The following is a 20,731-nucleotide window of genomic DNA, read 5'->3' as shown; positions in this document are numbered from 1 at the left end:
GAAGAGGGGAATGCGTGAGGTTTCGGTGCCTGTGGTGGACGGCGGGCTCGTCGGGGACGTGGTGGTGCCGGCGGGAGCCGGTGGGGTGGTGCTGTTCGCGCACGGGAGCGGCAGCTCGCGGCACAGCCCGCGCAACATGGCCGTCGGGCGTGCACTCAACGAGCGCGGGCTCGGCACGATGCTCGTCGACCTGCTGACCGCCGACGAGGAGGCCCGGGACGAGATCACCGCCGAGCTGCGCTTCGACATCGGCATGCTGGCCGAGCGCCTCGCCGGGATCGTCGACTGGATGGGCTCCGACCCGGAACTGGGGAGGCTCCCGATCGGGCTGTTCGGCGCCAGCACCGGCGCCGCCGCCGCGCTGGTCGCCGCCGCGGCCCGGCCGGACCGGGTGGGCGCTGTGGTCTCCCGCGGCGGCCGGCCCGATCTGGCCGGCAGCTCACTGACTGCGGTACGCGCACCGACGCTCCTGCTCGTCGGCGGCCTGGACGAGCAGGTGATCGCACTCAACGAGCAGGCCCGGGACGCGCTGGGCGAGGTCGCCGAGCTGCGGATCGTGCCCGGCGCCACGCACCTGTTCGAGGAGCCCGGCACGCTGGAGCAGGTGGCCGACCAGGCAGGTACGTGGTTCACCACGCACCTGCGCCAGCCGCACCCCGCCTGACCGGCGGCGGAATCAGCCCGCTGCGTCGGCGGCGCGGCCCGGGTCGGCGGTCGGTACGGGAACGTCGGAGCCGCTCCGCTCGGCGGCGCGGTGCCGCTGCACGGTGTCCAGTACCCGCCACAGCACCGCAGCGATCGGCACCGACACGAACGCCCCGGCGACCCCGGCCACCAGCGTGCCGGCGGTGACCACGACCAGGATGACCGCCGGGTGCAGCTGCACCTGCCGCCGCATGACCAGTGGTTCCAGCAGGTTGCCCTCGATCTGCTGCACGGCGATCACCGCGGCCAGCGTCAGCAGCGCGGTGGTGGGGCCGTTCGCGGCGAGCGCGACGAGCACCGCCACCGCACCGGCCACCGTGGCGCCGATGATGGGCACGAACCCGCCGAGGAACGTGATCAGGGCGAGCGGCAGGGCCAGCGGGACACGCAACACGACCAGGGCCAGCCCGATGCCGATGGCGTCGATGGCCGCGATGATCATCGTGCCCCGGCTGTACGCGCCGAGCGTCCGCCAGCCCGCCCGTCCCGCCTCGGCGGTCAGCTCCCGGCGCGGGCCGGTCAGCCGGCGCAGCACCCAGCGCCACATCGAGCGGCCGTCCTTGAGCAGGAAGAACAGCAGCACCAGGGCGAGCAGCACCGCGCCCGCGACCTCGGCGACCTTGCGTGCCCCGGCGACCGGGTCGGGCGCACCGCTGCTCAGGCCCTGCCGGATCTGCTCCACGAGCCGGTCGAGCTGCTGGTCGGTGACCGGCAGGCTGGACGTGACGAAGTCGCGGGTGCGCTGCAACCCCTCGTCGAGCTGCTGGCTCAGCTCGCCGAACTGGCTCGCCGTGAGGTTCCAGACCAGGACGCCGGCACCGCCCAGGATGCCGAGCAGCAGCAGGATGCTCAGCAGCGCGGCGAGCCCGGCCGGCACCCGCAGCCGGCGCAGGCGTACCAGGACCGGATCGAGCAGCGCGGCGAGGAAGAGCGTGCCGGCCAGCGCCACCGCAAGCGGCGCGAGCAGCACGGCGATCTGCCCCAGCAGCCACAGCCCGGCCGTCACCACCAGCAGGCAGGCGCTCCAGGTGACCGCCGTCCGTACCGGCCAGGGCAGTCCGGCCCAGGTCTGCCGCGGTCCGGCGGTCGGTGCCCGCCCGGGTATACCAGCGTCGTCGTCCACGTCGCCCTCCTCGATCGAGGCCGTTGGTACCCGACGCGAGCCGATCCGACACCAGGGCCGCAACCGCCCACCCGGCGTTTGTACCCCCGGCCTTAGGGAAGGCATTCAACGTATCGAAGGGAGATCCGACATGAGCGACTTCATGGACAAGGCCAAGGACTTCGCGGACAAGCACGACAAGCAGGTCGACCAGGGCATCGAGAAGGCGGGTGACGCGGCGGACAAGCGCACCGGCGGCAAGTACGACAACCAGATCGACAAGGGCGTCGACATGGCGCAGCAGCGCACCGGCGAAGGCGACACCGGTCGCTGACGTACACCCGCTTCGGACACGACGGCGGCCACGCCCCCGGTGGGGAGCGTGGCCGCCGTCGTGTCGGGCCGGCCTCCACAGGGGAGACCGGCCCGTCCGTCAGGAGCTGTAACCGCGGCCGGCGATCCAGTTGGCCAGTTCGGTCACGTCCATCCAGTACGTCGGCACGTCCGGCCGGGCCGGGTCCGCGATCAGCACCCGGTCGCCGTCGCCCTCGTACCGCACGACTGTCACGTAGTGGCCGGGGTAGCTGTGCTCCACCCCGTCGACGTCCCGGGCGCCGCCCAGGATGTTCGCCACCACGGGCCGGTCGTCGTCCACAGCGGTACGGATGTCCGTGCGCAGGCGGTCCACCTGCTCCCGGGTGGCCACGTCGTCGCGGATCTCGGTGGTCCGGTACTTGCCACCTGTGTACTCGTTCAGGACCCGGGTGATGTCGATGGCCGAGTCGGTGCCGTTCTCGGTGGTACCGAGCTTGGCGGCCAGCTCGTCCTGGCTCACGTCCCTGCCCTCGGCCGACAGCGCGATCCGGGTCGAGGCGGGACCGCAGTAGAAGAAGTTCGGCTGCGCCTGGTACTCGTAGTCGGCGGCGCGGTCACCCTTGCCCTTGACCGGGGCGGCGTGGGCGGCGGCGGCCGGACCGGCGACGGCACCGCCGGCCGCGGCCAGACCGGCGACGGACAGCACACACTTACGGATGATCGGGTTCATGGTCGAGGCTCCATTCGGGGGTCGACGGCTCCGTGCGGGAGACGCGGCACCAGGAGTGGCGCTCGGCGTACGGAGAGTTCAACCGCTCTGCCTCGGCAGCCCATTTCCGGGCGTGACCGGGGCCACCGCGGAACCGGACAGACGCCTCAGCCGGGCAGGCTTCCCAGCAGCCCTGTCACCGCGATCTCGATGACCACCCGCTCCGGATTCGGACGCGGCGTGCGATAGCGCTCGGCGTACCGGCGCTCGGCCTCGGCCACCGACTCCGGGTCGCGGCGCAGCACCGCCCGGCCCTCCACGGTCAGCCACCAGCGGCCGTCGACCTGGCACACCGCGACCGGGACGCCGTCCGGCCCGCCCGCCGCGACGTGCCGGGCCTTGGCCGACCCGGCTGAGGTGATCACCCGGGCCAGCCCGGCCGCGGGGTCGAAGGTCACCCCCACGGGTACGACGTGCGGGGTGCCGTCGGCACGCGGTGTGGTGAGCGTGGCGAGGTGCCGATCCGCGAAGAAGCGGGCCACCCGCTCGTCGTGCGGATCCAACCGATGCCGTGCCGCCATGTCGTCTCCTCGTTCCGTGCCGGTGACGTCTCAGCGGCGGGGCGCCGCGCCGGGCGGCAACGTCGCCACCGGGGACTCCCCGGCGGCCCGCTGCTCGGCGCGGTGCTTGGCGACCAGCCGGCCCAGGTAGAACAGTGCGCCGGCCAGCACGCCCATGTCGTCCAGGTAGATCGGGTCGGGAAGCAGGTCCACCGGCAGGATCGTGTAGATCAGCGCGCCGTAGAACGCGACCTTGCCGCCGGCGCCGAGCGCGCCGAGCATGCGGCGGGTGCGGACCACCCGGATGGCGAGCAGCACCGCCCCGGCCAGCATGGCCGCCGCGAGGACGGCGGCGAGGACGACCAGCACCCAGGCTTCACGGGACACGCCACCACGCTAGCCGAGCCGAGCCCGCCACGCGCGGCGGTCGTCCCCGCCGCGGGGGTGCTCGCCTTCGGCGCCCGCACCGGACGACGGCCTGCCGGGCGACGGCCTGTCGGGCCGCTGCCGGGTGACGGGCTTTCAGGCCGCTGCCGGTGACGGGTTTTCAGGCCGCGACGGCCGCCCGGCCGCGAGCCACCGGCGGCAGCTCGCGGGTGACCTCGGGGCTCACCGTTCCGGTCGGCAGTTCCCGGGTGGCCTCGGGCCCGGCGAACCCGACGATGGAGAGTTCCGTCTGCGGCTCGGCGACCGGGTGCAGCGCCGCGAACGCCTCGTCGCGCAGGCTCTGCGCCGCCGCCGCGGCCAGCTCGGCGGTCTGCCAGGCGGCCTGCTCCCGCTGCGCGGCGGCCCGGTGCCGTGCCGCCATGTTGTCCCGGACCAGCCGGCGCAGCAGCAGTTCCTGCTCCACCGGGTGCCGGCTCGGATCCCAGCCGTTGCCGCCGAGGATGTCGCTGAGCTGCCGCACCGTGATCTCGTCGCGCCACTGGGCGTCCATCGCGGCCCGGTGCAGCCAGCGCTCCCGGTCCGCGTACTCGGCCGGGGTCCGGGCGGTCCGGGGCAGCGGCAGCGCCGCGGCGGCGGTGAGGCGCCGGAAGTCCTCCTCGGCCGCCTGGTACGCCTGCCAGGCAGCCTCGGCCTCCTCCTGGGCGGTCAGCCACTCGGCGCGGCTCCGCTCGGCGGTCGCCGTCGCACGGGAGGCGGCCACTGCCACCTCGTCGGCGTAGCGGATCCGCTCCTGGTCCCGTACGCGGGCGCGCTCGGCGCGTTCGATGCTGCTCGGGCGGGCGGCGTCACTGATCCGGTCGACCAGCTCCGAACGGAACCGGGACGGGCGGACGATCAGCGCGGCGACCACTGTCGCGGCCACGGCGAGCAGGACCAGCCAGATCACGGCGGCCGCGGGCATGTCGGGCAGGACGGAGGAGAAGACGGTCTGCATTACCAGCACCTCGTGGGTGGAACGTAGGACGATCGACGGTTGTGGCCCGGACATCCGGGCGGGTGCGCGTCGTGACTCGGACGCGACGGGACGCGCGGCAGGGCGCGAGGCGTGCGGCCCGTGGGACCGCGCCGGGGCGTACCGGAAGGGTTGCCCGGTCAGGCGCGCGGCGGACCGCGACGGGCGATGTGCGCCCGGCCTGGGTCGGCGGCGGCGACGACCTCGACGCCGGGAACGCGCCCGGCGGAGTCGGCGGAAAGGGCTTCGGTGCCGGCCGGGCGGGTGCCGGGGCCGGTGGTCCGCAGGGCGGCGGTCGTGGCGTCGGCCGCCGTGAGTTCCGCGGCGCCGGCCGTCACCGCCTGCCGTGTCGCGACGTGCTCGATCGCCGCGACGTGCGAGGCGACGGCGTGCGAGGCGACTGTGGCGTGCGAGGCCGCGGCGGCGTGGGCGGGTGCGGCGGAGATGCCCTGGAGGCCGGCGATCAGCACCAGGCCGGCCACAGCCGTGCGGGCGATCCGGCGCAGCGTCGCCGTCCAGGTGGACGGGGCGAACGCTACGGGCAGCACCTGTTCAACCTATCGGTCGACGGACGATCCCGCAGCTCAAGGATCTTGCGGTTTACGTGAGCCACCCCACGGGTCGGTGTGGACGGAGACCCACGCGGGCCGGACGTGCGACGGCGCGGCGCCCCTGCCCGAGGTGCCGCGCCGTCTCGTGGATGCCGGGGTCAGTTGCCGCCGAGCACCGGCGGCGGAGCGGCGTCTCCGTCGCCCCAGACCATCTCGTCCTCGGTGAGCCAGGTCAGCCGGCCGTCGGACTCGTCGTCGCCGTGGCCGCCGCGCCCACCCAGCACGCCGCTGCGGCCGGCCATCGCGGGCCGCCCGGTGGCGCCGCCGGTGCGCTCGGCGGACTTGCTCCCGGCGTCGACCACGAGGCCACGGCCGGAGGTGAGCCGGCCCGTGCCGGCCGCCGAGCGGTTCTCGGCGCCGGACATGCCGCCGAAGCGGGCCGAGGACGCCGAGTTGGCGCCGGTGCCCGCGAGCGAGCCGGTGCTCAGCACACCGGGGGCGCCGTAGAGCCCGCCACCCGGTCCGCCGGCGCTCATCGTCGTCGGTCCGGCGCCGCCGGGACCGAAGCCCGGGCCGCCGCCGATCGTCGGACCGCCCGCGGTGCTGGTCAGCGGCGCGGCGCCGGCCAGCGAGGTGCCGGTCGGGTCGACGGTGCCGCCGGTCGGCACCGAACCCGGAGCGCCCGCGCCCGGCTGGCCGCCCGGAGTGCCCGCACCCGGTGTGCCCTCGCCCGGCGTGCCGCCGGTCGGGGCCGTGTGGTGCACGCCCGACGTGGTGGCGGTGGCGTTGGCGCCCGGGCCGAAGCTGCCCAGGCTCGGGCCGGACGACGGCGTCTTCACCGACGGGCCGTTCTGCAGCGTCGGGTCACCGTTGCCGGTGTGGCCGGGCATCTCGGTCTCCGGCGGGTCCGGTACGACGATCCGGCCGTACGCCGAGAAGTCGTAGCCCTCGGCGAGCTTGGCCACGACCTGCACCATCCGCTGGTGCGCCTTCTCCTGCTCGGCCTTGTCCTGCTGGTGGCCGACGATCCCGCCGATCACCGCGCCGGGTGCGCCGCCGATCAGGAAGCCCTTGCCGGCGCCGGAGAGCAGCTTGTCGTTGTCGTCGGTCTTCTCCGGGCTCTCCGCCTTGGACTGCGCGGCCCGCAGCTCGCTGGACATCATGTCGAGGCCCTGTCGGATACCCGTCATGCCCTCGGCGAGGTTGCCGGAGTAGCGGACGACCATGTCCAGCCGGCGGTGGAACTCCCGCGCGGCGTCGCCGGTCCAGGTCTTCGCCAGCGCCTCCAGGTCGGCGGTCAGGTCGCGGCCGAGATCGTCGAGCGTGCCCTTGAGGGAGGTCCACTGGGCGCTGAGCGCCTCGATCTGCTTCGGGTCGCCGGCGTTGACGCCCTGGTAGAGCTCCTCGTGACTGACGTGCTCGTAGCGCCGGGTGTACTCAGACACGCGGGTCCTCCTTCGGCTGCTTCATCGCCTCGTTCAGCCCGGAGAGGGCGGCGGCGATGTCGGCCGCGGCGGCGGCGTTGCGGGCCTCGGCGGTCTTGTAGTTCGTCATGATCTTGTGGGTCGCCTCGCGGACGGCCAGGATCGCCCGGCGCAGCCGGTCGACGTGGTTGACGTAGCTCTGGTGGGTCTCGGAGTAGCGACGTGCGTTGTCGGTCGCGTCGGTGAACGTGCCGAGGGCCGGCGGGCGGCACTGCATCTGGGTGTTGAGCTTGCGCAACACCGACTCCGCCTCGTGCAGACGCCGCTCGAGCCGCTGGTGAAAGTCCTCCAAGGACAGTACGTCTACTGTCGTGCGCCCCGTCATGGCTGCATCCCCGTAGTCATCGTCGATAACCGTTCGCCGTACTCAGGTTAGTCGAAGCGAGCCAACCCGGGCGACCCGTGACGGAGATCCTCCACTTCGGATCGCCGCAGGGCCTGTCAACCGCCCTGGACCTGCGCCTCCGCGCCACCGGCCGACGGTGTCGCGGTGGCCCCCGGAGGCGTCGACGCATCGAAGTAGGTCATCGCATCCTCGCGGGACAGCGTCGGTCCGGTCGGCACCAGCGCCAGCAGCGAGGCGGGTACGGCGAGCGGCGTCACGTCGCCGTACCCGAGCGCGCTCTTCGCGTCGCCCCCGGCGGTGCCGAGCGGATAGCGGATGCCCTGCGCGGTGATCAGGTAGACAGTCGAACCGGCCGCCGCCTTGCCGCTCTCCCCGGCCGTGGCCTGCACCAGCACGCCCTTGCCGCCGGGCAGCAGCACGCTCTCGGCGGTGCGTACCGCGTCCCGGGCGCCCTGCCGCGCGGGCATCGCGGTCGCCGAGGTCAGCTCGGCCGGCGGGGAGTCGAAGACCTCCAGCGTGGTGGTCGGCGGCTGACCGGCCGGGCCGGGCCGGTAGGTGGCGCAGAGCACCGTCCGTCCCGGACGGACCTCGTGCAGCGTCGGCAGCCGGGCCGGCAGGCCGTCCGCGTCGAGGCGCTGGTCGGTGAGGAGTCGGCCCGCCTCATCCGGAGTGATCTGCGTCACCTCGCCACCCCCGCCGAGCAGCAGCAGCGCGGTGACCTCGCGGACTGTCGCCAGGCCCTGCCGGGTGAGCACGTAGTACTGGCCGGCGGCCTGGTAGACCTGGCCGATCCGGGCCGGCCGGTCGGCCACTGTGAGCCCGCTCGCGCCGCCGTCCCCGGCGATCGCCGGCTTGCGCAGCACCGGCCCGGCCGGCACCGCGTTCAGCAGTTGCTGCCCGACGGTCAGGTTCGTCGCGCCGGCCATCTTCAACGCCACCAGCGCCTGCTCGTCACCGGCCACCCGCAGCCGGGAACCACCGGTGAGCAGGTAACGCGCGTCGCCGGTCCGCACCACCACGGCCCGGTCGGTGAGCGCCGTGCCGCCGGGCAGCGCGCGGTCGATCACCAGGTGGGTGGTGGAGCGCTGCGGGTCGTTCGGATCCGGCACGTCGCACACCGACCAGGGGAGCCCGACCAGCGATTTGCGATCCGGCAGGTCGTCCGGGGCGCCGACGATGCCGACCAGCCGCCCGCGTGGACGGTCCTTGATCGACGCCTGGGACATGGTGCGCGGCTGCGCCGCGGCGTCGTTGACGATCAGCCGCGCCGAGGCGTAGTTGAGCGTCGGGCGCAGCACCTTGTCCTCGCCGAAGTAGTACGTCGCGCCGGTCTCCCGCTCGATCACCAGCGTGTTCGGCTCCAGCGTTGCGGAGTTGCTGGTGAGCTGGCCGTACGCGCCCACGCCGCCGAGCACCACTGCGGCCGCGATGACGCTGCCGAACACCGCCATGCCGAGGCGGCGCATCGGCAGGTCGTTTGTCTCCGGATCACCGGAGAGCAGCGCCGAGACGATGCGGCGGGTGACGAAGCGGTACGCCTGCACCTGATCGCGGCGGGTCCGCATGACTAACCTCCGGCGGGGGTGGGTCCGCGGCGACAGGTCCGAACAGCGCCGCGGGCTTCCCTACGATAAGGGGCCGTCGGGGGTGCGCCGGACCCCGTCCGCCGACCGAACGACCGCACCCGCCCGGCGGATGCCCAGGATGTCCAGAAGGGACGCACACCGATGACGCAGCTCCAGGCGCCACCCGGTCGTACCGCCACCACTCCCGCCGTACCGCCGGACCGGCCGGTCACCCCGGCCGACAAGCGCCGCCGGGGACGCCTCGGCCCGGTCGTGGTCGGGCAGCTCGTGGTGGTGGAGTGCGCGGCGCTCGCGGTCTGGTTCGCCACCGCCGGCCCGGCGTGGCTGCTCGCGGTGGTCGCCGTCCTGGCGCTGCTGGCGGTGGCCGCGGCGTTCGCGCGCCGGGGCGGCCGCTGGTGGTACGAGGATCTGATGCTCCGCCGCCGGCTGCGCCGGCGCCGCGACCGCGCCCGGGGCGCGGCGCCCGGTGGTGACCCGAGGCTGGCGGCGCTCGCCCCGGAACTGACAGTGGTGGAGCTGACCGAGCGCGGCACCCGGCTCGGCATCGGGCAGGACGACCGGGGCTGGTTCGCCGCGCTGGCGCTGACCGGCCGGCCCGGCGCGCCCGCCGGCTCGATCGAGGCGGCGGTGGTGGACCGCGCGCTCGCGGTGCTCGCCGACTTCTCCGGCCCGGTCACCCAGACCCAGGTCGTCTCGCACACCCTGGTCTGGTACCCGGCGCCCGGCGCGCCGCCGTCCGCGTACCGGACCGTGTGGGTGGCGCTGCGCCTGTCGGTGTCCGACGCGCGGGCCGAGGCGGTGAGCCGGGGCGGCGGCCTGCGCGGCGTGCACCGCACGGTGGCGGCCGGGGTGGGCCGGCTCGGCAAGGCGCTCAACGCCGCCGGCCTCGGTCACCGGGTGCTCGACCGGAACGAGCTGCACGCGGCGGTGGTGTCCGGGGCCGGGCTCGACCTGGCACCGGAGTCCCCGGTGGAGACGTGGACCAGCCTGCGCGGGGGCGGCTGGACGCAGCGCTGCCTTGCCCTGCGGGTGCGCCCCAACGGCTCGCTCGGCGCGCTGGTCGACGCGGTCACCGCCACCTCCGCGCCCTCGCACACGGTCGCCGCCGTGGTGCTCCCGGGCGGCCGGCGGGTGCCGCCGCTGCTGCGGGTGGCAGCCATGGACGGGCACGCCGAGGCGCTGGTGAAGGCGGTCCGCGAGATGGCGCGGCGCGCGGGCGTGCCGGCCCGCCCGCTGGACGGCCAGCACGGCCCCGGCGTCTACGCCACCGCGCCGGTCGGCACCGCGATGGGGACCGTCACGGTCGAAGGTTGACGATCCAGCCGTACGCGCCGCAGACCCAGACGGCCAGCGGCACCAGCGCGATGATGAGCAGGATCTCCACGATGTCCAGGGTCCGGCCCCAGACCGGGGAGATCCGCTTGCCGGCCACGGTCAGGCCGTAGACCAGGCTGATCACGGCCAGCACGGCCAGGCCGCCCAGGATCAGCCCGAGGCGTACCGCCAGCGAGCCGGCGGCGAACGTGGCGGCGGCGACCAGCCCCAGGCCGACGGTGCCGGACAGCAGCACCGGCGTGCGCTGGGCGCGGCTGAGGAACGGGCGTGCCCGCAGCAGCGACAGCAGCGCCAGCACCAGGCAGAGCAGGACCGCCGGGAGCCGGCCGTTCTCGGCCAGCACCACCTCGCCGCCGAGCACCAGCAGCGAGACGGTCCAGAGCAGACCGGTGAGGAACGCGTCGGCGCGCTCGCTGTTGCGCAGCACCGACGGCCCGTCCACCGACTCGGTGTCGGTCTTGAGGTCGTCCGGGCCGGTGGGGATGGACGGCACCGGCAGCCGGGCCAGGCGGTAGGCGAGCATCGGCAGGGCGGGCAGCGCGCCGAACGCGACTGTCGACACCACCGCCGCAGACGCCGCCGCGCCGATGTCGAAGGCCAGGCTGAGCACCGCGCCGAGGCCGACCGCCGCGCCCACGCCCACCGCGCCGAGGAAGAGCGGCAGGCGGTCGCCGACGGCGAGCGCGGCGATCGCGCCGAAGACCACCACAGCGGTGCCGGCGAGCAGGACGTGCGGACCGGCCAGCTCGCCGAGCGTCCGCTCACCGGCGAGCACCAGCAGGCCGCCGACGCCCGCGTACCCGATCCCGACCAGGGCCAGCACCGCGCCGGTGCGGCTGTCGCCGGCGGCGCGGGACAGCACCGCGGCGCCGACCAGCAGCGCCACCGCGACCACGAACGCGGCGGCCGCGCCGGGTAGCTGCGGTGGGCCGGTGAGCAGCGTCGCCACCGCGCCCGCGGCGAGCGCCGAGGCGGCCAGCAGGACCGCGAACACCCGTGTGGTGCCGACCTGCCAGGCGCCCGCCCGCTGGGTGGTGGAGGTGGCGACCGCGTCCACCACGTCGTCGAAGACGATCTCGGGGGCGGTCGCGGCACGCGGGTTGAAGTAGAGCACCTCGCCGTCGCGGACGCCGAGCTGCGCGGCGGTCCGGCCGCCGTCGAACGGCTGACCGCCGAGCCGGGACAGGGCCCAGCCGCCGTGCCGCACGCCCTCGTCGGCCAGGTCCTCGCCCGCGTACCGCAGCAGCGTGGGCAGCAGGTCGGCGAGCGGCACGTCGGACGGCAGCGCCAGATCCATCCTGGTACGCGGCGCCACGATGGTGATCCGGCTCAGCCCACCGGTCGCCGTCTTCGTCGCCACAGTGGCCTCCTCGTGCTCGCATACGATCCGCTGGGCCGTCGGCGCCGCCCCCACGGGTCCACGACGCCACCGGGAGATTACCTACGATGGCGGTCGCACAGGTTGCCCACCCGACGCTCACCGGCGGTGGCAGACCACGATCAGGGCCGCTTCTGGGGAGGGGAGAGCCGTGAGTACGGTGGTGTTCCGCCGACTTCCGCGTCAACCGGGGCCCGCGCTGCCGCGCGGCGAGGTGCTGCTGGAGTCCCCGCCCGAGCTGCCGGAGCCGCAGGCCAAGGGCATGGGTCAGGTGCTGATGATCCTGCCGATGCTCTGCGGCGTCGGCGCGATGGCGTTCCTCTACGCCGGCCGGGGCGGCGGCATGATGACGTACGTCGCGGGTGGCCTGTTCGGTGTGTCCATGTTGGGCATGGCGATCGGCACGCTCGGCAACGGCGGCAACGACAAGGCCGAGCTGAACGCCCAGCGGCGCGACTACATGCGCTACCTCGCGCAGATGCGCAAGCGCACCCGGCGGGCGGCCGAGCAGCAGCGCGCCGCGATGACCTGGCGGCACCCGGAGCCGGACGCGCTCTGGTCGATCGCCGCCTCGCGCCGGCTCTGGGAGCGGCGGATCACCGAGGACGACTTCGGCGAGGTACGGATCGCGCTCGGCCCGCAGCGGCTGGCGGTGGAGATCGTGCCGCCGGAGACCAAGCCGGTGGAGGACCTGGAACCGATGAGCGCGATCGCGCTGCGCCGGTTCGTCCGGGCCCACTCCAGCGTGCCGGACCTGCCGACCGCGCTGTCGCTGCGCGCGTTCAGCCGGATCGCGCTGCGCGGCGACCGGGAGCCGGTGCTCGACCTGACCCGGGCCGCGCTGGGCCAGCTCGTCACGTTCCACGCCCCGGAGGACCTCCTGGTGGTCGTGGTCGCCGCGCCGGACCGGCAGGCGGCCTGGGACTGGGTGAAGTGGCTGCCGCACGCCCAGCACCCGGGGCGTACGGACGCGGCCGGCGCGCGCCGGATGGTGTTCGCCGCGCTGGACGAGGCGGAGACCGCGCTGGCCCAGGACCTGGGCGGGCGGCCCCGGTTCTCGCCCGAGGCGAAGCCGCTGACCACCGCGCCGCACGTGGTGGTGGTGCTCGACGGCGGCGAGGTCTCGGCGACCTGCGCGCTGACCGGGCCGGGCCTGCTCGGCACGACCGTGTTCGACCTGTCCGGCGCGGTCCCGCGTGACGCCGGGCGCTGGCTGCTCTGCCTGGACGCCGGGGACGGCACCGGGCTCGACCTGGTCCGTGGCACCGCCACCTCGCGGCTCGGCCGGCCGGACCGGCTGTCCCTGAGCGCGGCCGAGGGGCTGGCCCGGCAGATCGCGCCGTTCCGGCTCTCCCAGCAGCAGGGCGCCAGCACCGAGGAGCCGCTGGCCCGCAGCATGGAGCTGCCCGACCTGCTCGGCGTCGGCGACGCCGCCACCGTGGACACCCGGCAGACCTGGCGTCCGCGCAGCCACCGCGACCGGCTGCGCATCCCGCTCGGCCTGGGACCGGACGGCAACGTGGTGGAGCTGGACTTCAAGGAGTCCGCGCACGAGGGCATGGGCCCGCACGGTCTGGTGATCGGCGCGACCGGTTCCGGCAAGAGCGAGCTGCTGCGTACGGTGGTCGCGGCGCTCGCGGTGACGCACTCGTCGGAGGAGCTGAACTTCGTCCTCGTCGACTTCAAGGGCGGCGCCACCTTCGCCTCGCTGGACGCGTTGCCGCACACCAGCGCGGTGATCACCAACCTCTCCGACGAGCTGCCGCTGGTCGACCGCATGCGCGACGCGCTGGCCGGTGAGATGAACCGCCGGCAGGAGGTGCTGCGGGCGGCGGGCAACTACGTCTCCCGGTACGACTACGAGAAGGCGCGGGCCGCCGGTGAGCCGTTGGAGCCGATGCCCAGCCTGCTGATCATCTGTGACGAGTTCTCCGAGCTGCTGGCCGCCAAGCCGGACTTCATCGACCTGTTCGTGATGATCGGCCGCCTCGGCCGGTCGCTCGGCGTGCACCTGCTGCTCGCCTCGCAGCGACTGGAGGAGGGCAAGCTGCGCGGCCTGGACACGCACCTGTCGTACCGGATCGGTCTGCGCACGTTCTCGGCTGTGGAGAGCCGGATCGTGCTCGGCGTGCCGGACGCGTACGAGCTGCCCAGCGCGCCGGGTCACGGCTACCTGAAGACCGACACCGCGACCATGCTGCGGTTCCGCGCCGCGTACGTGTCCGGCCCGTACCGGGCACCGGGGCAGGTGCAGCGCTCCACCCGGGCTCAGGTGCAGCGCCGGATCGTCCCGTACGGCATCGACTACGTGCCGGTGCCGGCGGCGCCGAGCCCGGCGGAGGCCGCCCCGGAGCCGGAGCAGAGCGGCGACGGCAAGGCCGTGGCGATGCTGGACGTGCTGATCGACCAGCTCAAGGGCCGCGGAAAGCCGGCGCACCAGGTGTGGCTGCCGCCCCTGGCCGAGCCGTCCGGGCTGGCCGAGCTGCTGCCCAAGCTGAGCGTGCACCCGACGTACGGCCTGACCACCGCCGACTGGCCGGGCCGCGGCCGGCTCGCCGTGCCGGTCGGCATCGTGGACCGCCCGTACGAGCAGCGCCGCGACCCGATGATGGTCGACCTGGCCGGGGCCGGCGGCAACGTGGTGATCGTCGGGGCGTCGCTGAGCGGCAAGAGCACCATGCTGCGCTCGATGCTGGCCTCGCTGGCGCTCACCCACACGCCGCGCGAGGTGCAGTTCTTCTGCCTCGACTTCGGCGGTGGCGCGTTGCGCAGCCTGGACGGGCTGCCGCACACCTCGGGTGTGGCGGGCCGGCGGGACGTCGAGGCGGTCCGGCGGACGGTGGCCGAGGTGGTCGCCGTGATCGACGAGCGGGAGAACCGGTTCACCCAGCACGGCATCGACTCGGTGGCGAGCTACCGGCGCCGCCGGGCGGCCGGTGAGTTCGCCGACGACCCGTTCGGTGACGTCTTCCTCGTCGTGGACGGCTGGAACACGCTGCGCCAGGAGTACGAGGAGCTGGAGCAGACGATCACCAACCTGGCGAACCGGGGCCTCGGCTTCGGCGTCCACGTGGTGATCACGGCGGTGCGCTGGGCGGAGATCCGGATCAACATGCGGGACCTGCTCGGCACCAAGCTGGAGCTGCGGCTCGGTGACCCGTCGGAGTCGGAGATCGACAGGCGGGCCGCGCAGAACGTGCCGGTGGGCGCGCCCGGTCGCGGTCTGACCCGGGACAAGCTGCACTTCCTGACCGCGATCTCCCGGATCGACGGCAAGCGCGACATCGAGGACCTGACCGAGGCGTCGGTGGCGCTCGCCGGTCACGTCGCGGCGAACTGGCCGGGACAGCCGGCGCCGAAGGTCCGGCTGCTGCCGCGCAAGCTGGCGGTCACCGAGCTGGCGAAGGTGGTCGACCGGTCCGCCCCGGGCATCCCGATCGGCGTCAACGAGTCGGCGCTCGCCCCGGTCTACCTGGACCTGGCGGGCGAGCCGCACCTGACCGTGTTCGGCGACGCCGAGTGCGGCAAGACGAACCTGCTGCGGCTGATCGCCCGGGGGATCGCCGAGCGGTACACCCCGGCCCAGGCGCGGCTGGTCATCGCCGACTACCGGCGTGGTCTGCTGGGCGCGGTCGAGGGTGACCACCTGCTCGACTACGCGCCGTCGAACCAGGTGTTCAGCCAGGGCCTCGGCTCGATCCGCAGCGCGTTGCAGAACCGGCTGCCCGGCCCGGACGTGACCACCGCCCAGCTGCGTGACCGGAGCTGGTGGAAGGGTCCGGACCTGTACATCCTGGTGGACGACTACGACCTGGTCGCCTCCGGTGGCAGCAACCCGCTGAGCGCGCTGCACGAGCTGCTGCCGCAGGCGCGGGATATCGGCCTGCACCTGATCATCACGCGCCGGGTCGGCGGTGTGGCCCGTGCGCTGTACGAGCCGGTGCTGCAACGGCTGCGCGAGCTGGACTCGCCCGGCCTGCTGATGTCCGGCAGCCGGGAGGAGGGTGCGGTCTTCGGCAACCTGCGGCCGACGCCGCAGCCGCCGGGCCGGGGCACGCTCGTCCGTCGCCGCGACGGCCAGCAGCTGATCCAGACCGCGTGGACGGAGCCGGCCTGACGGGACGGACGCCGGGCGGCCCGGTCCGGTAGCGTCGGCCCGATCGATCGTCGCGAGTGGAGAGGGGCGCGCACGTGAGCAGCCCGTCGGGTTTCGGTGCGGCCATGGAGGGCCTGCTGCGGCAGGCGCAGGAACAGCAGCGCCGGCTGGCCGATCTCCAGCGGCAGCGCGCCGAGCTGCGGGTGAGCGGGGAGAGCCCGGACGGGCTGGTGCGGGTGACTGTCGACGGCGGCATGAAGGTCGGCGACATCGAGCTGAACGCGCGGGCGATGCGGCTGGACAGCTTCTCCCTGTCCGAGGCGATGCAGGCGGCGATCGACGCGGCCTACGCGGCCTTCGAGGAGCGGCAGCGCGAGATGCTGAGCGAGATGCTCGGCGACTCCGAGATGGTCCGCCGTGCGCAGGACGGCACGCTGACCCCGGAGGACTGGTTCCGTCAGTTCGGGGTGGACGTGTCCGACCCGACCCGCAACCTGCGGCGCTGAGCGAGAGGAAGGCCGACGATGCCGAACACTGTCGACGTCGACGCGATCCGGAAGGCGGGCCGGATGCTCGACGCCCCGGACGGCCCGATCCAATACCTCCGCAACGTCGAGACGTTGCTGGGCGAGGTGAAGCTGCCCAGCGGCGCGCTGAGCTGGTTCGGCACCGGCGCGGTCGAGCGGCACAACGCGGCTGTGGACGGGCACCTGGACAACGTCCGCACCGGCGTGGAGCATCTGCGCAAGGCCGCCGCGCAGCTCGAACAGAGCGCGAAGAACTGGGAGAGGTCGGATCAGCCCTGGGTGGTCAAGTGACCGGCCGGGCCCGCCACGGGAAGGACGCCTGATGCCGCCGGAGATCCTCATCGCCAACGCCTCGGGGACGGTGACCGGCACCGTGACGGTCGCCGAGACCACGGCTCCGGTCCGGTCGGCGGCGGCCGTCGCCAAGGGCAACCTGGTCTGGATCGTCGCCTCGGCGGCGTTGATCGGCGCGATCCTCTACCTGGAGTCGTTCGACAACCAGCAGGTCAACGAGTCGATCAAGAAGTGGGACGAGGCGGCCCGCCTGCTCGGCGCGGACCAGTTCGGCGCGGCCATGGCGGCGGTTCCGCCGGACGCGGCGGAGTGGGACTTCGACGACCGGGACGCGTTCGACCTGTTCCTCCGCAAGCTCGGGGCGGAGATCAACTCGTTGGCCGAGGCGTTCGCCGCCAACCGGGACACGCTCACCGCGGCCCGGGACGCGTACAACGACGCGATCTCCGGCCTAGCCCAGGCGCTCATGCCGATCCTGGTCGCGGTGATCGCCTCGATCGCGCTCCAGTTCTTCCCCGCCACCACCGCGCTGGCGCAGGCCATCGGCATCGTCGGTCTGACCGCCACCGCCGCCGTCCTGGTCCTGGTCTTCGGTGAGATCAGCGCGCTGCTGCACGCGCTGCTGGCCGCCTTCCACACCGACAACCGGTTCACCTTCACCGCGGACTCCCGCCCCGGCTGGGCGCCGACCGGCTCGGACCCGGACATCAAGGACATCAAGATCGACTGGGTGCGGGACGCCAAGTTCTACGGGTGACGGGAGCGACGCATGGAAACCCTGCTCTTCTCGTTGTTGCTGTACGTCCTGCTGACCATTCCGGTCTTCGTGGTCCTGATGCTGTTCGCCGCGCTGACCCGCTCGGCGCGGCTGCGGCGGGCCGCCGAGGTGGTGTCGCTGAGCACCTGCGCGGCACTGCTGGTGCTGTCGTTCCAGCGCGCTTTCGAGAAGCCGATGCTGTGGGCCGTGGTGGTGCTGCTGGTCGCGGTGCTGGTCTTCGGCGTGTCGACGATCGTCAAATCCTCGCGCGAGCGGTCGTGACCTCGGCCTCGACCGTCCACCTCGTACTGAGGGCCGCGGATCGCGTCTGTCGACAGTGGGATGTCGGAATACGACCATGGGACAGCAGGGCTGCGCGGGTTGGACATCGTCCGCTACGGTTCGGATGAAGTGTCCGTCGGTGGGGTGTGTACGCCTTGCCGCGGGGGAGGGCGCGGCGGAACCGCCGCCACAAGATGACGGAAGGGTGTGAAGCATGGCGTTCGAGGTCAGTGCAGCGACTCTGCACACCGCCGCGAGTGACGTGCGGTCCACGCGCAGCGACGTCGACGGCGAGCTCAAGAAGCTGTGGAACGTGGTCGACGACCTGGCGATGGCCTGGAAGGGCCAGGCGTCCACGGGCTTCCAGAGCCTGATGACTCGCTGGAACGAGGACACTACGAAGCTGCTGACCGCGATGGACAACATCGCGGACCTGCTCGACAAGTCCGGCACCACGCACCAGGTCAACGACGAAGAGCAGCAGCAGATGCTGGACAAGTTCCACGCTGCTCTCAACCCGTGATCCGCGAAGACAGGCAGAGGAGGAATCGATGAGCATCAAGGTTGATTACGCTGTTCTGGAGAGCAGCAACCAGCAGATGCAGGCCATCTCGCGGACCATCGACGAGAAGCTCGACACGCTGCGGGCGATGCTGACCAAGCTCGAGTGGGAGGGCCAGGACCGGGCCGCCTACCAGCAGCACCAGGCCCAGTGGGACGCCGCCGTGCGGGACATCAACAAGGTCCTGAACGAGATCGGCGGTGCCGTGGGCATCGCGCGCGAGAACTACATGACCACGGAGATGAGCAACTCCAAGGTCTGGGGCAACTGACCCCCGACCGGTCCACAGCGGCTCCGCTCCGGCTCGTGCCGGGCGGAGCCGTCGTGTGTTGTCAGGCGTCCTGCGGGACGTCGCGGCGGCCGGGACGCCACCCGCGCCGCCGTCCGCGTACCAGGATGGGGCGCAACGTCAGCAGGACGCCGGCCAGCAGCGCGCCGACGACAGCGACCCAGATCGCGACGGTGCGCTGCCACGCCAGCGGATCGGCCGGCGGCGCCGGTGGCGGCATCGCGCCCAGCGGCGGGTCCTCCCGGGTGCCCAGCAGGCTGGTGACCGCCCGGTACGGGTTGACCATCCCGAAGCCGACCTCGGCGTTGTGCCCGTCGGGCGGGTTGTCGGCGGTACGGGTCAGCCGGTAGGCGACCTCGTCGGCGCTGATGTCCGGGTGTGCGGCCCGCACCAGCGCGGCCACCCCGGAGACGTACGCGGTGGCGAAGCTCGTCCCGCCCTGCGGCTCGGCCCGGTAGCCCGATCCCTGCGGAGCGGGCCCGACGATGTTCAGGCCGGGGCCGGCGATGTCCACATAGTCCCCGCTGACCGAGCTTCCGACGTGCCCGCCCTGCTCGTCGATCCCGGCGACGGCGACGACACCGTCGTACGCCGCCGGATAGGCCGGCCGGTCCTCCCGGTTCTCCTGCCGGTTGCCGGCGGAGGCGACGACTACCACGTCCTTACTGAGCGCGTACTGCACCGCGGACTTCAGCGCCGGGTCGTCGAGCGTGACCAGGGACAGGTTGATCACGTCGGCGTCGTGGTCGACAGCCCAGCGGATCGCCTTGCCGATCTCGGCCGGCACGTCCGGGTCGAAGTTCTCCTTGTTCTCGGCCAGCACCCGCAGCGGCAGGATCTTCGCCTCCGGCGCAATGCCGGTGTAGGGCGAGCCGGTGCCCTCCCGGCCGGCGATGATGCCCGCGACCATGGTGCCGTGGCCGACCAGGTCGCACTGCCCCTTGAGGCGGACGAGCTGGTTGAAGTCCTCACCCGGCAGCACCCGCCCGCGCAGCAGGGGATGGGCGGGCGAGACCCCGGAGTCGATCACCGCGACGGTGACCCCCGCGCCCTTGCCGATCCGCCACGCGGCGGCCGGGTCGAGGCGGCTCAGCGCCCACGGCACCTCGGTGGGCGCGGGGCCGCCGGCCGGGCCGCACTTCGGGGCGGCCTGCGCGGGCGCGGGCACCGCCAGCGCGCCGCCGAGCAGGGCGGTCACCGCCGCTCCGGAGAGGACGGACCTGATCCGGTGTCCGGCCCGGACGCGTCCCGTGGTCGCGCCCGGCCGCAAGCTGTCGCGCACGCGGTGAGATTACCCGCCTCGCCCGCCCGCGCGGGCACACGTGGTGCCGGCCCGGGTCACCTGTCGGCGGCAGCGTCCCCGGCCGACTCGGCGGCGAACAGGGCCAGTAGCGCGCCGACCTGCTGGTCGGCCTCGGCCGGGTGCCGGAAGCGGCCCTTCGGGTTGATCGTGTACTCGTTGCGCCGTCCCACCCGCGTACGACGCAGGTAGCCCCCGGCCTCCAGGTCGGCGACGATGGCCTGGGCCGCCCGCTCGGTCACGCCCACCTCGTCGGCCACGTCCCGCAGCCGGGCGGTGGGGTTGCGCGCGATCGCCAGCAGCACGTGGCCGTGGTTGGTGAGGAAGGTCCAGTTACGGCGGCTCCCGTCCTCAACTGGTGTGGTCGCCATGGTGGTCATGCTATGGCCACGTCCGCCACCTGCCGAATCGGCGCGGTCCGGGGCGGGGCGCCGACGGGAAAGTATGAAATGCGTATCACGAATCTTGACGTGCCCCCAGGTGCGTGTGACCGTGGGTCGCGAGGCCGTTCGGCCTGGTGGTTCCCCAGGTAGACGAGGTGAGGGACATGACGCCGAGCACCCCGGAGCAGGCACTGACCGAACTGCGTGCCGGTAATCACCGGTTCGTCACGGGCGTCCCGCAGCATCCGAATCAGGACGCCGGGCACCGGGCGGCTGTGGCCGACGGCCAGCACCCGTTCGCGGTGATCGTCGGCTGCTCCGACTCGCGGCTCGCCGCCGAGATCATCTTCGACCGCGGTCTCGGTGACCTCTTCGTGGTACGTACCGCCGGGCACACCGCCGGGCCGGAGGTGCTCGGCAGCGTCGAGTACGCCGTCACCGTGCTGGGCACGCCGCTCGTGGTGGTGCTCGGGCACGACTCGTGCGGCGCGGTCCAGGCCGCCCGGGAGGGGGTCCGGACCGGCGCCGCCCCGGCCGGGCACCTGGGCGCTGTGGTGGACGCGGTCTCGCCGAGCCTGTTGCGCGCCGCCCGCCAGGGGGTCGAGGACCTGGACGGCATCGTCGACGTCCACATCGCGCAGACCGTCGAGACGCTGCTGGCCCGGTCCGCCGTGCTGGCCGAGCGGGTGGCCGCCGGGCGGTGCACGGTGGTGGGCATGTCGTACCGGCTCGCCGGCGGCGAGGTGCGGACCGTGGCGCAGGCCCCGGCCC

Annotated in this window: 23 protein-coding genes; 11 read left to right on the top strand and 12 right to left on the bottom strand. The window is 73.6% G+C overall.

Features of this window, described 5'->3' with window-relative positions; genetic code table 11:
* Nucleotides 1–10: 10 nt before the first annotated feature.
* Nucleotides 11–664, top strand: a complete 654-nt coding sequence (locus ABD52_RS27385) for a dienelactone hydrolase family protein (RefSeq protein WP_041784073.1) — start codon at nt 11–13, stop codon at nt 662–664.
* A gap of 12 nt (nt 665–676) precedes the next feature.
* Here ABD52_RS27385 and ABD52_RS27380 read toward each other — a convergent pair whose 3' ends face one another.
* Nucleotides 677–1,828: an AI-2E family transporter gene (locus tag ABD52_RS27380; protein ID WP_047893680.1), complete on the bottom strand. Its 1,152-nt coding sequence runs from the start codon at nt 1,826–1,828 to the stop codon at nt 677–679.
* Between the two features lie 130 nt (nt 1,829–1,958).
* Here ABD52_RS27380 and ABD52_RS27375 point away from each other — a divergent pair, with 130 nt between their 5' ends.
* Nucleotides 1,959–2,141: an antitoxin gene (locus ABD52_RS27375; protein WP_013283756.1), complete on the top strand. Its 183-nt coding sequence runs from the start codon at nt 1,959–1,961 to the stop codon at nt 2,139–2,141.
* Nucleotides 2,142–2,240: 99 nt separating this feature from the next.
* Here the strand turns inward: ABD52_RS27375 and ABD52_RS27370 are convergent, their stop codons facing one another.
* The 8 genes from ABD52_RS27370 to eccB form a co-directional block, all read right to left on the bottom strand.
* On the bottom strand, nt 2,241–2,852 hold the full coding sequence (locus ABD52_RS27370; protein ID WP_047893679.1) for a C39 family peptidase: 612 nt from the start codon (nt 2,850–2,852) through the stop codon (nt 2,241–2,243).
* A 146-nt stretch (nt 2,853–2,998) separates the two neighbouring features.
* Nucleotides 2,999–3,412: a pyridoxamine 5'-phosphate oxidase family protein gene (locus ABD52_RS27365; protein ID WP_047893678.1), complete on the bottom strand. Its 414-nt coding sequence runs from the start codon at nt 3,410–3,412 to the stop codon at nt 2,999–3,001.
* A gap of 30 nt (nt 3,413–3,442) precedes the next feature.
* A complete protein-coding gene (locus ABD52_RS27360) occupies nt 3,443–3,778 on the bottom strand; it encodes a YkvA family protein (protein ID WP_013283759.1) in 336 nt (111 codons plus the stop codon).
* Nucleotides 3,779–3,938: 160 nt separating this feature from the next.
* Nucleotides 3,939–4,772, bottom strand: a complete 834-nt coding sequence (locus tag ABD52_RS27355) for a hypothetical protein (RefSeq protein WP_047893677.1) — start codon at nt 4,770–4,772, stop codon at nt 3,939–3,941.
* A 158-nt stretch (nt 4,773–4,930) separates the two neighbouring features.
* Nucleotides 4,931–5,338, bottom strand: coding sequence for a hypothetical protein (locus ABD52_RS27350; protein WP_047893676.1), 408 nt, complete (start codon nt 5,336–5,338; stop codon nt 4,931–4,933).
* 161 nt (nt 5,339–5,499) lie between these two features.
* A complete protein-coding gene (locus ABD52_RS27345; protein ID WP_047893675.1) occupies nt 5,500–6,786 on the bottom strand; it encodes a WXG100 family type VII secretion target in 1,287 nt (428 codons plus the stop codon).
* A complete protein-coding gene (locus ABD52_RS27340) occupies nt 6,779–7,150 on the bottom strand; it encodes a hypothetical protein (protein WP_047893674.1) in 372 nt (123 codons plus the stop codon). The genes ABD52_RS27345 and ABD52_RS27340 overlap by 8 nt, the downstream gene beginning before the upstream one ends.
* Before the next feature lie 116 nt (nt 7,151–7,266).
* Nucleotides 7,267–8,736, bottom strand: coding sequence for a type VII secretion protein EccB (gene eccB / locus ABD52_RS27335; RefSeq protein WP_047893673.1), 1,470 nt, complete (start codon nt 8,734–8,736; stop codon nt 7,267–7,269).
* Nucleotides 8,737–8,898: 162 nt separating this feature from the next.
* On the opposite strand from eccB, the gene ABD52_RS27330 reads away from it, so the two are divergent.
* Complete coding sequence (locus ABD52_RS27330) at nt 8,899–10,071, top strand: type VII secretion protein EccE (RefSeq protein ID WP_013473779.1); 1,173 nt, start codon at nt 8,899–8,901, stop codon at nt 10,069–10,071.
* Here the strand turns inward: ABD52_RS27330 and eccD are convergent.
* The gene (eccD, locus tag ABD52_RS27325; protein ID WP_013473780.1) at nt 10,055–11,452 is read right to left on the bottom strand and encodes a type VII secretion integral membrane protein EccD; all 1,398 of its coding nucleotides are present in this window, start codon (nt 11,450–11,452) and stop codon (nt 10,055–10,057) included. The two genes, ABD52_RS27330 and eccD, sit on opposite strands and share 17 nt — an antisense overlap.
* A 169-nt stretch (nt 11,453–11,621) precedes the next feature.
* Between eccD and ABD52_RS27320 the strand changes: the two genes are divergently transcribed.
* The 7 genes from ABD52_RS27320 to ABD52_RS27290 all read left to right on the top strand — a co-directional run bounded on the left by ABD52_RS27320 (nt 11,622) and on the right by ABD52_RS27290 (nt 18,259).
* Entirely contained in the window at nt 11,622–15,587 is a 3,966-nt protein-coding gene (locus tag ABD52_RS27320; protein WP_013283767.1) for a type VII secretion protein EccC, read from the top strand.
* Nucleotides 15,588–15,661: 74 nt separating this feature from the next.
* Nucleotides 15,662–16,072, top strand: a complete 411-nt coding sequence (locus ABD52_RS27315) for a YbaB/EbfC family nucleoid-associated protein (RefSeq protein WP_047893672.1) — start codon at nt 15,662–15,664, stop codon at nt 16,070–16,072.
* An 18-nt stretch (nt 16,073–16,090) separates the two neighbouring features.
* Nucleotides 16,091–16,384 (top strand): hypothetical protein, encoded by a 294-nt coding sequence (locus ABD52_RS27310; RefSeq protein WP_013283769.1) that lies wholly within the window; start codon nt 16,091–16,093, stop codon nt 16,382–16,384.
* A 31-nt stretch (nt 16,385–16,415) separates the two neighbouring features.
* Complete coding sequence (locus ABD52_RS27305; RefSeq protein WP_013283770.1) at nt 16,416–17,144, top strand: hypothetical protein; 729 nt, start codon at nt 16,416–16,418, stop codon at nt 17,142–17,144.
* A gap of 12 nt (nt 17,145–17,156) precedes the next feature.
* On the top strand, nt 17,157–17,426 hold the full coding sequence (locus ABD52_RS27300; protein ID WP_013283771.1) for a hypothetical protein: 270 nt from the start codon (nt 17,157–17,159) through the stop codon (nt 17,424–17,426).
* A 214-nt stretch (nt 17,427–17,640) separates the two neighbouring features.
* A complete protein-coding gene (locus ABD52_RS27295) occupies nt 17,641–17,949 on the top strand; it encodes a WXG100 family type VII secretion target (protein ID WP_013283772.1) in 309 nt (102 codons plus the stop codon).
* Between the two features lie 28 nt (nt 17,950–17,977).
* Nucleotides 17,978–18,259 (top strand): WXG100 family type VII secretion target, encoded by a 282-nt coding sequence (locus ABD52_RS27290; RefSeq protein WP_013283773.1) that lies wholly within the window; start codon nt 17,978–17,980, stop codon nt 18,257–18,259.
* Nucleotides 18,260–18,320: 61 nt separating this feature from the next.
* Here the strand turns inward: ABD52_RS27290 and mycP are convergent, their stop codons facing one another.
* Both mycP and ABD52_RS27280 read right to left on the bottom strand, forming a co-directional pair.
* The gene (mycP, locus tag ABD52_RS27285) at nt 18,321–19,559 is read right to left on the bottom strand and encodes a type VII secretion-associated serine protease mycosin (RefSeq protein WP_235437571.1); all 1,239 of its coding nucleotides are present in this window, start codon (nt 19,557–19,559) and stop codon (nt 18,321–18,323) included.
* Between the two features lie 56 nt (nt 19,560–19,615).
* Nucleotides 19,616–19,957 carry a helix-turn-helix domain-containing protein gene (locus tag ABD52_RS27280; RefSeq protein WP_013473783.1) on the bottom strand — a complete coding sequence of 114 codons (342 nt, stop codon included), beginning with the start codon at nt 19,955–19,957 and terminating at the stop codon, nt 19,616–19,618.
* 167 nt (nt 19,958–20,124) lie between these two features.
* Between ABD52_RS27280 and ABD52_RS27275 the strand changes: the two genes are divergently transcribed.
* The coding region (locus ABD52_RS27275; protein ID WP_047893671.1) for a carbonic anhydrase at nt 20,125–20,731 on the top strand (607 nt) is incomplete at its 3' end.

Origin of the sequence: Micromonospora sp. RV43, assembly GCF_001029515.1 — a bacterium.
Classification (GTDB): domain Bacteria; phylum Actinomycetota; class Actinomycetes; order Mycobacteriales; family Micromonosporaceae; genus Micromonospora; species Micromonospora aurantiaca.
This window is presented reverse-complemented; position numbering and strand designations above follow the sequence as displayed.

What these genes read in the sequence shown, in the direction of transcription:
- ABD52_RS27385 (WP_041784073.1), top strand. Translation starts at nt 11, where the DNA reads ATGCGTGAGGTTTCGGTGCCTGTGGTGGACGGCGGGCTCGTCGGGGAC.
- ABD52_RS27375 (WP_013283756.1), top strand. Translation starts at nt 1,959, where the DNA reads ATGAGCGACTTCATGGACAAGGCCAAGGACTTCGCGGACAAGCACGAC.
- ABD52_RS27370 (WP_047893679.1), bottom strand. Translation starts at nt 2,852, where the DNA reads ATGAACCCGATCATCCGTAAGTGTGTGCTGTCCGTCGCCGGTCTGGCC.
- ABD52_RS27365 (WP_047893678.1), bottom strand. Translation starts at nt 3,412, where the DNA reads ATGGCGGCACGGCATCGGTTGGATCCGCACGACGAGCGGGTGGCCCGC.
- ABD52_RS27355 (WP_047893677.1), bottom strand. Translation starts at nt 4,772, where the DNA reads ATGCAGACCGTCTTCTCCTCCGTCCTGCCCGACATGCCCGCGGCCGCC.
- ABD52_RS27340 (WP_047893674.1), bottom strand. Translation starts at nt 7,150, where the DNA reads ATGACGGGGCGCACGACAGTAGACGTACTGTCCTTGGAGGACTTTCAC.
- eccB (WP_047893673.1), bottom strand. Translation starts at nt 8,736, where the DNA reads ATGCGGACCCGCCGCGATCAGGTGCAGGCGTACCGCTTCGTCACCCGC.
- ABD52_RS27330 (WP_013473779.1), top strand. Translation starts at nt 8,899, where the DNA reads ATGACGCAGCTCCAGGCGCCACCCGGTCGTACCGCCACCACTCCCGCC.
- ABD52_RS27310 (WP_013283769.1), top strand. Translation starts at nt 16,091, where the DNA reads ATGCCGAACACTGTCGACGTCGACGCGATCCGGAAGGCGGGCCGGATG.
- ABD52_RS27305 (WP_013283770.1), top strand. Translation starts at nt 16,416, where the DNA reads ATGCCGCCGGAGATCCTCATCGCCAACGCCTCGGGGACGGTGACCGGC.
- ABD52_RS27300 (WP_013283771.1), top strand. Translation starts at nt 17,157, where the DNA reads ATGGAAACCCTGCTCTTCTCGTTGTTGCTGTACGTCCTGCTGACCATT.
- ABD52_RS27295 (WP_013283772.1), top strand. Translation starts at nt 17,641, where the DNA reads ATGGCGTTCGAGGTCAGTGCAGCGACTCTGCACACCGCCGCGAGTGAC.
- ABD52_RS27290 (WP_013283773.1), top strand. Translation starts at nt 17,978, where the DNA reads ATGAGCATCAAGGTTGATTACGCTGTTCTGGAGAGCAGCAACCAGCAG.
- ABD52_RS27280 (WP_013473783.1), bottom strand. Translation starts at nt 19,957, where the DNA reads ATGACCACCATGGCGACCACACCAGTTGAGGACGGGAGCCGCCGTAAC.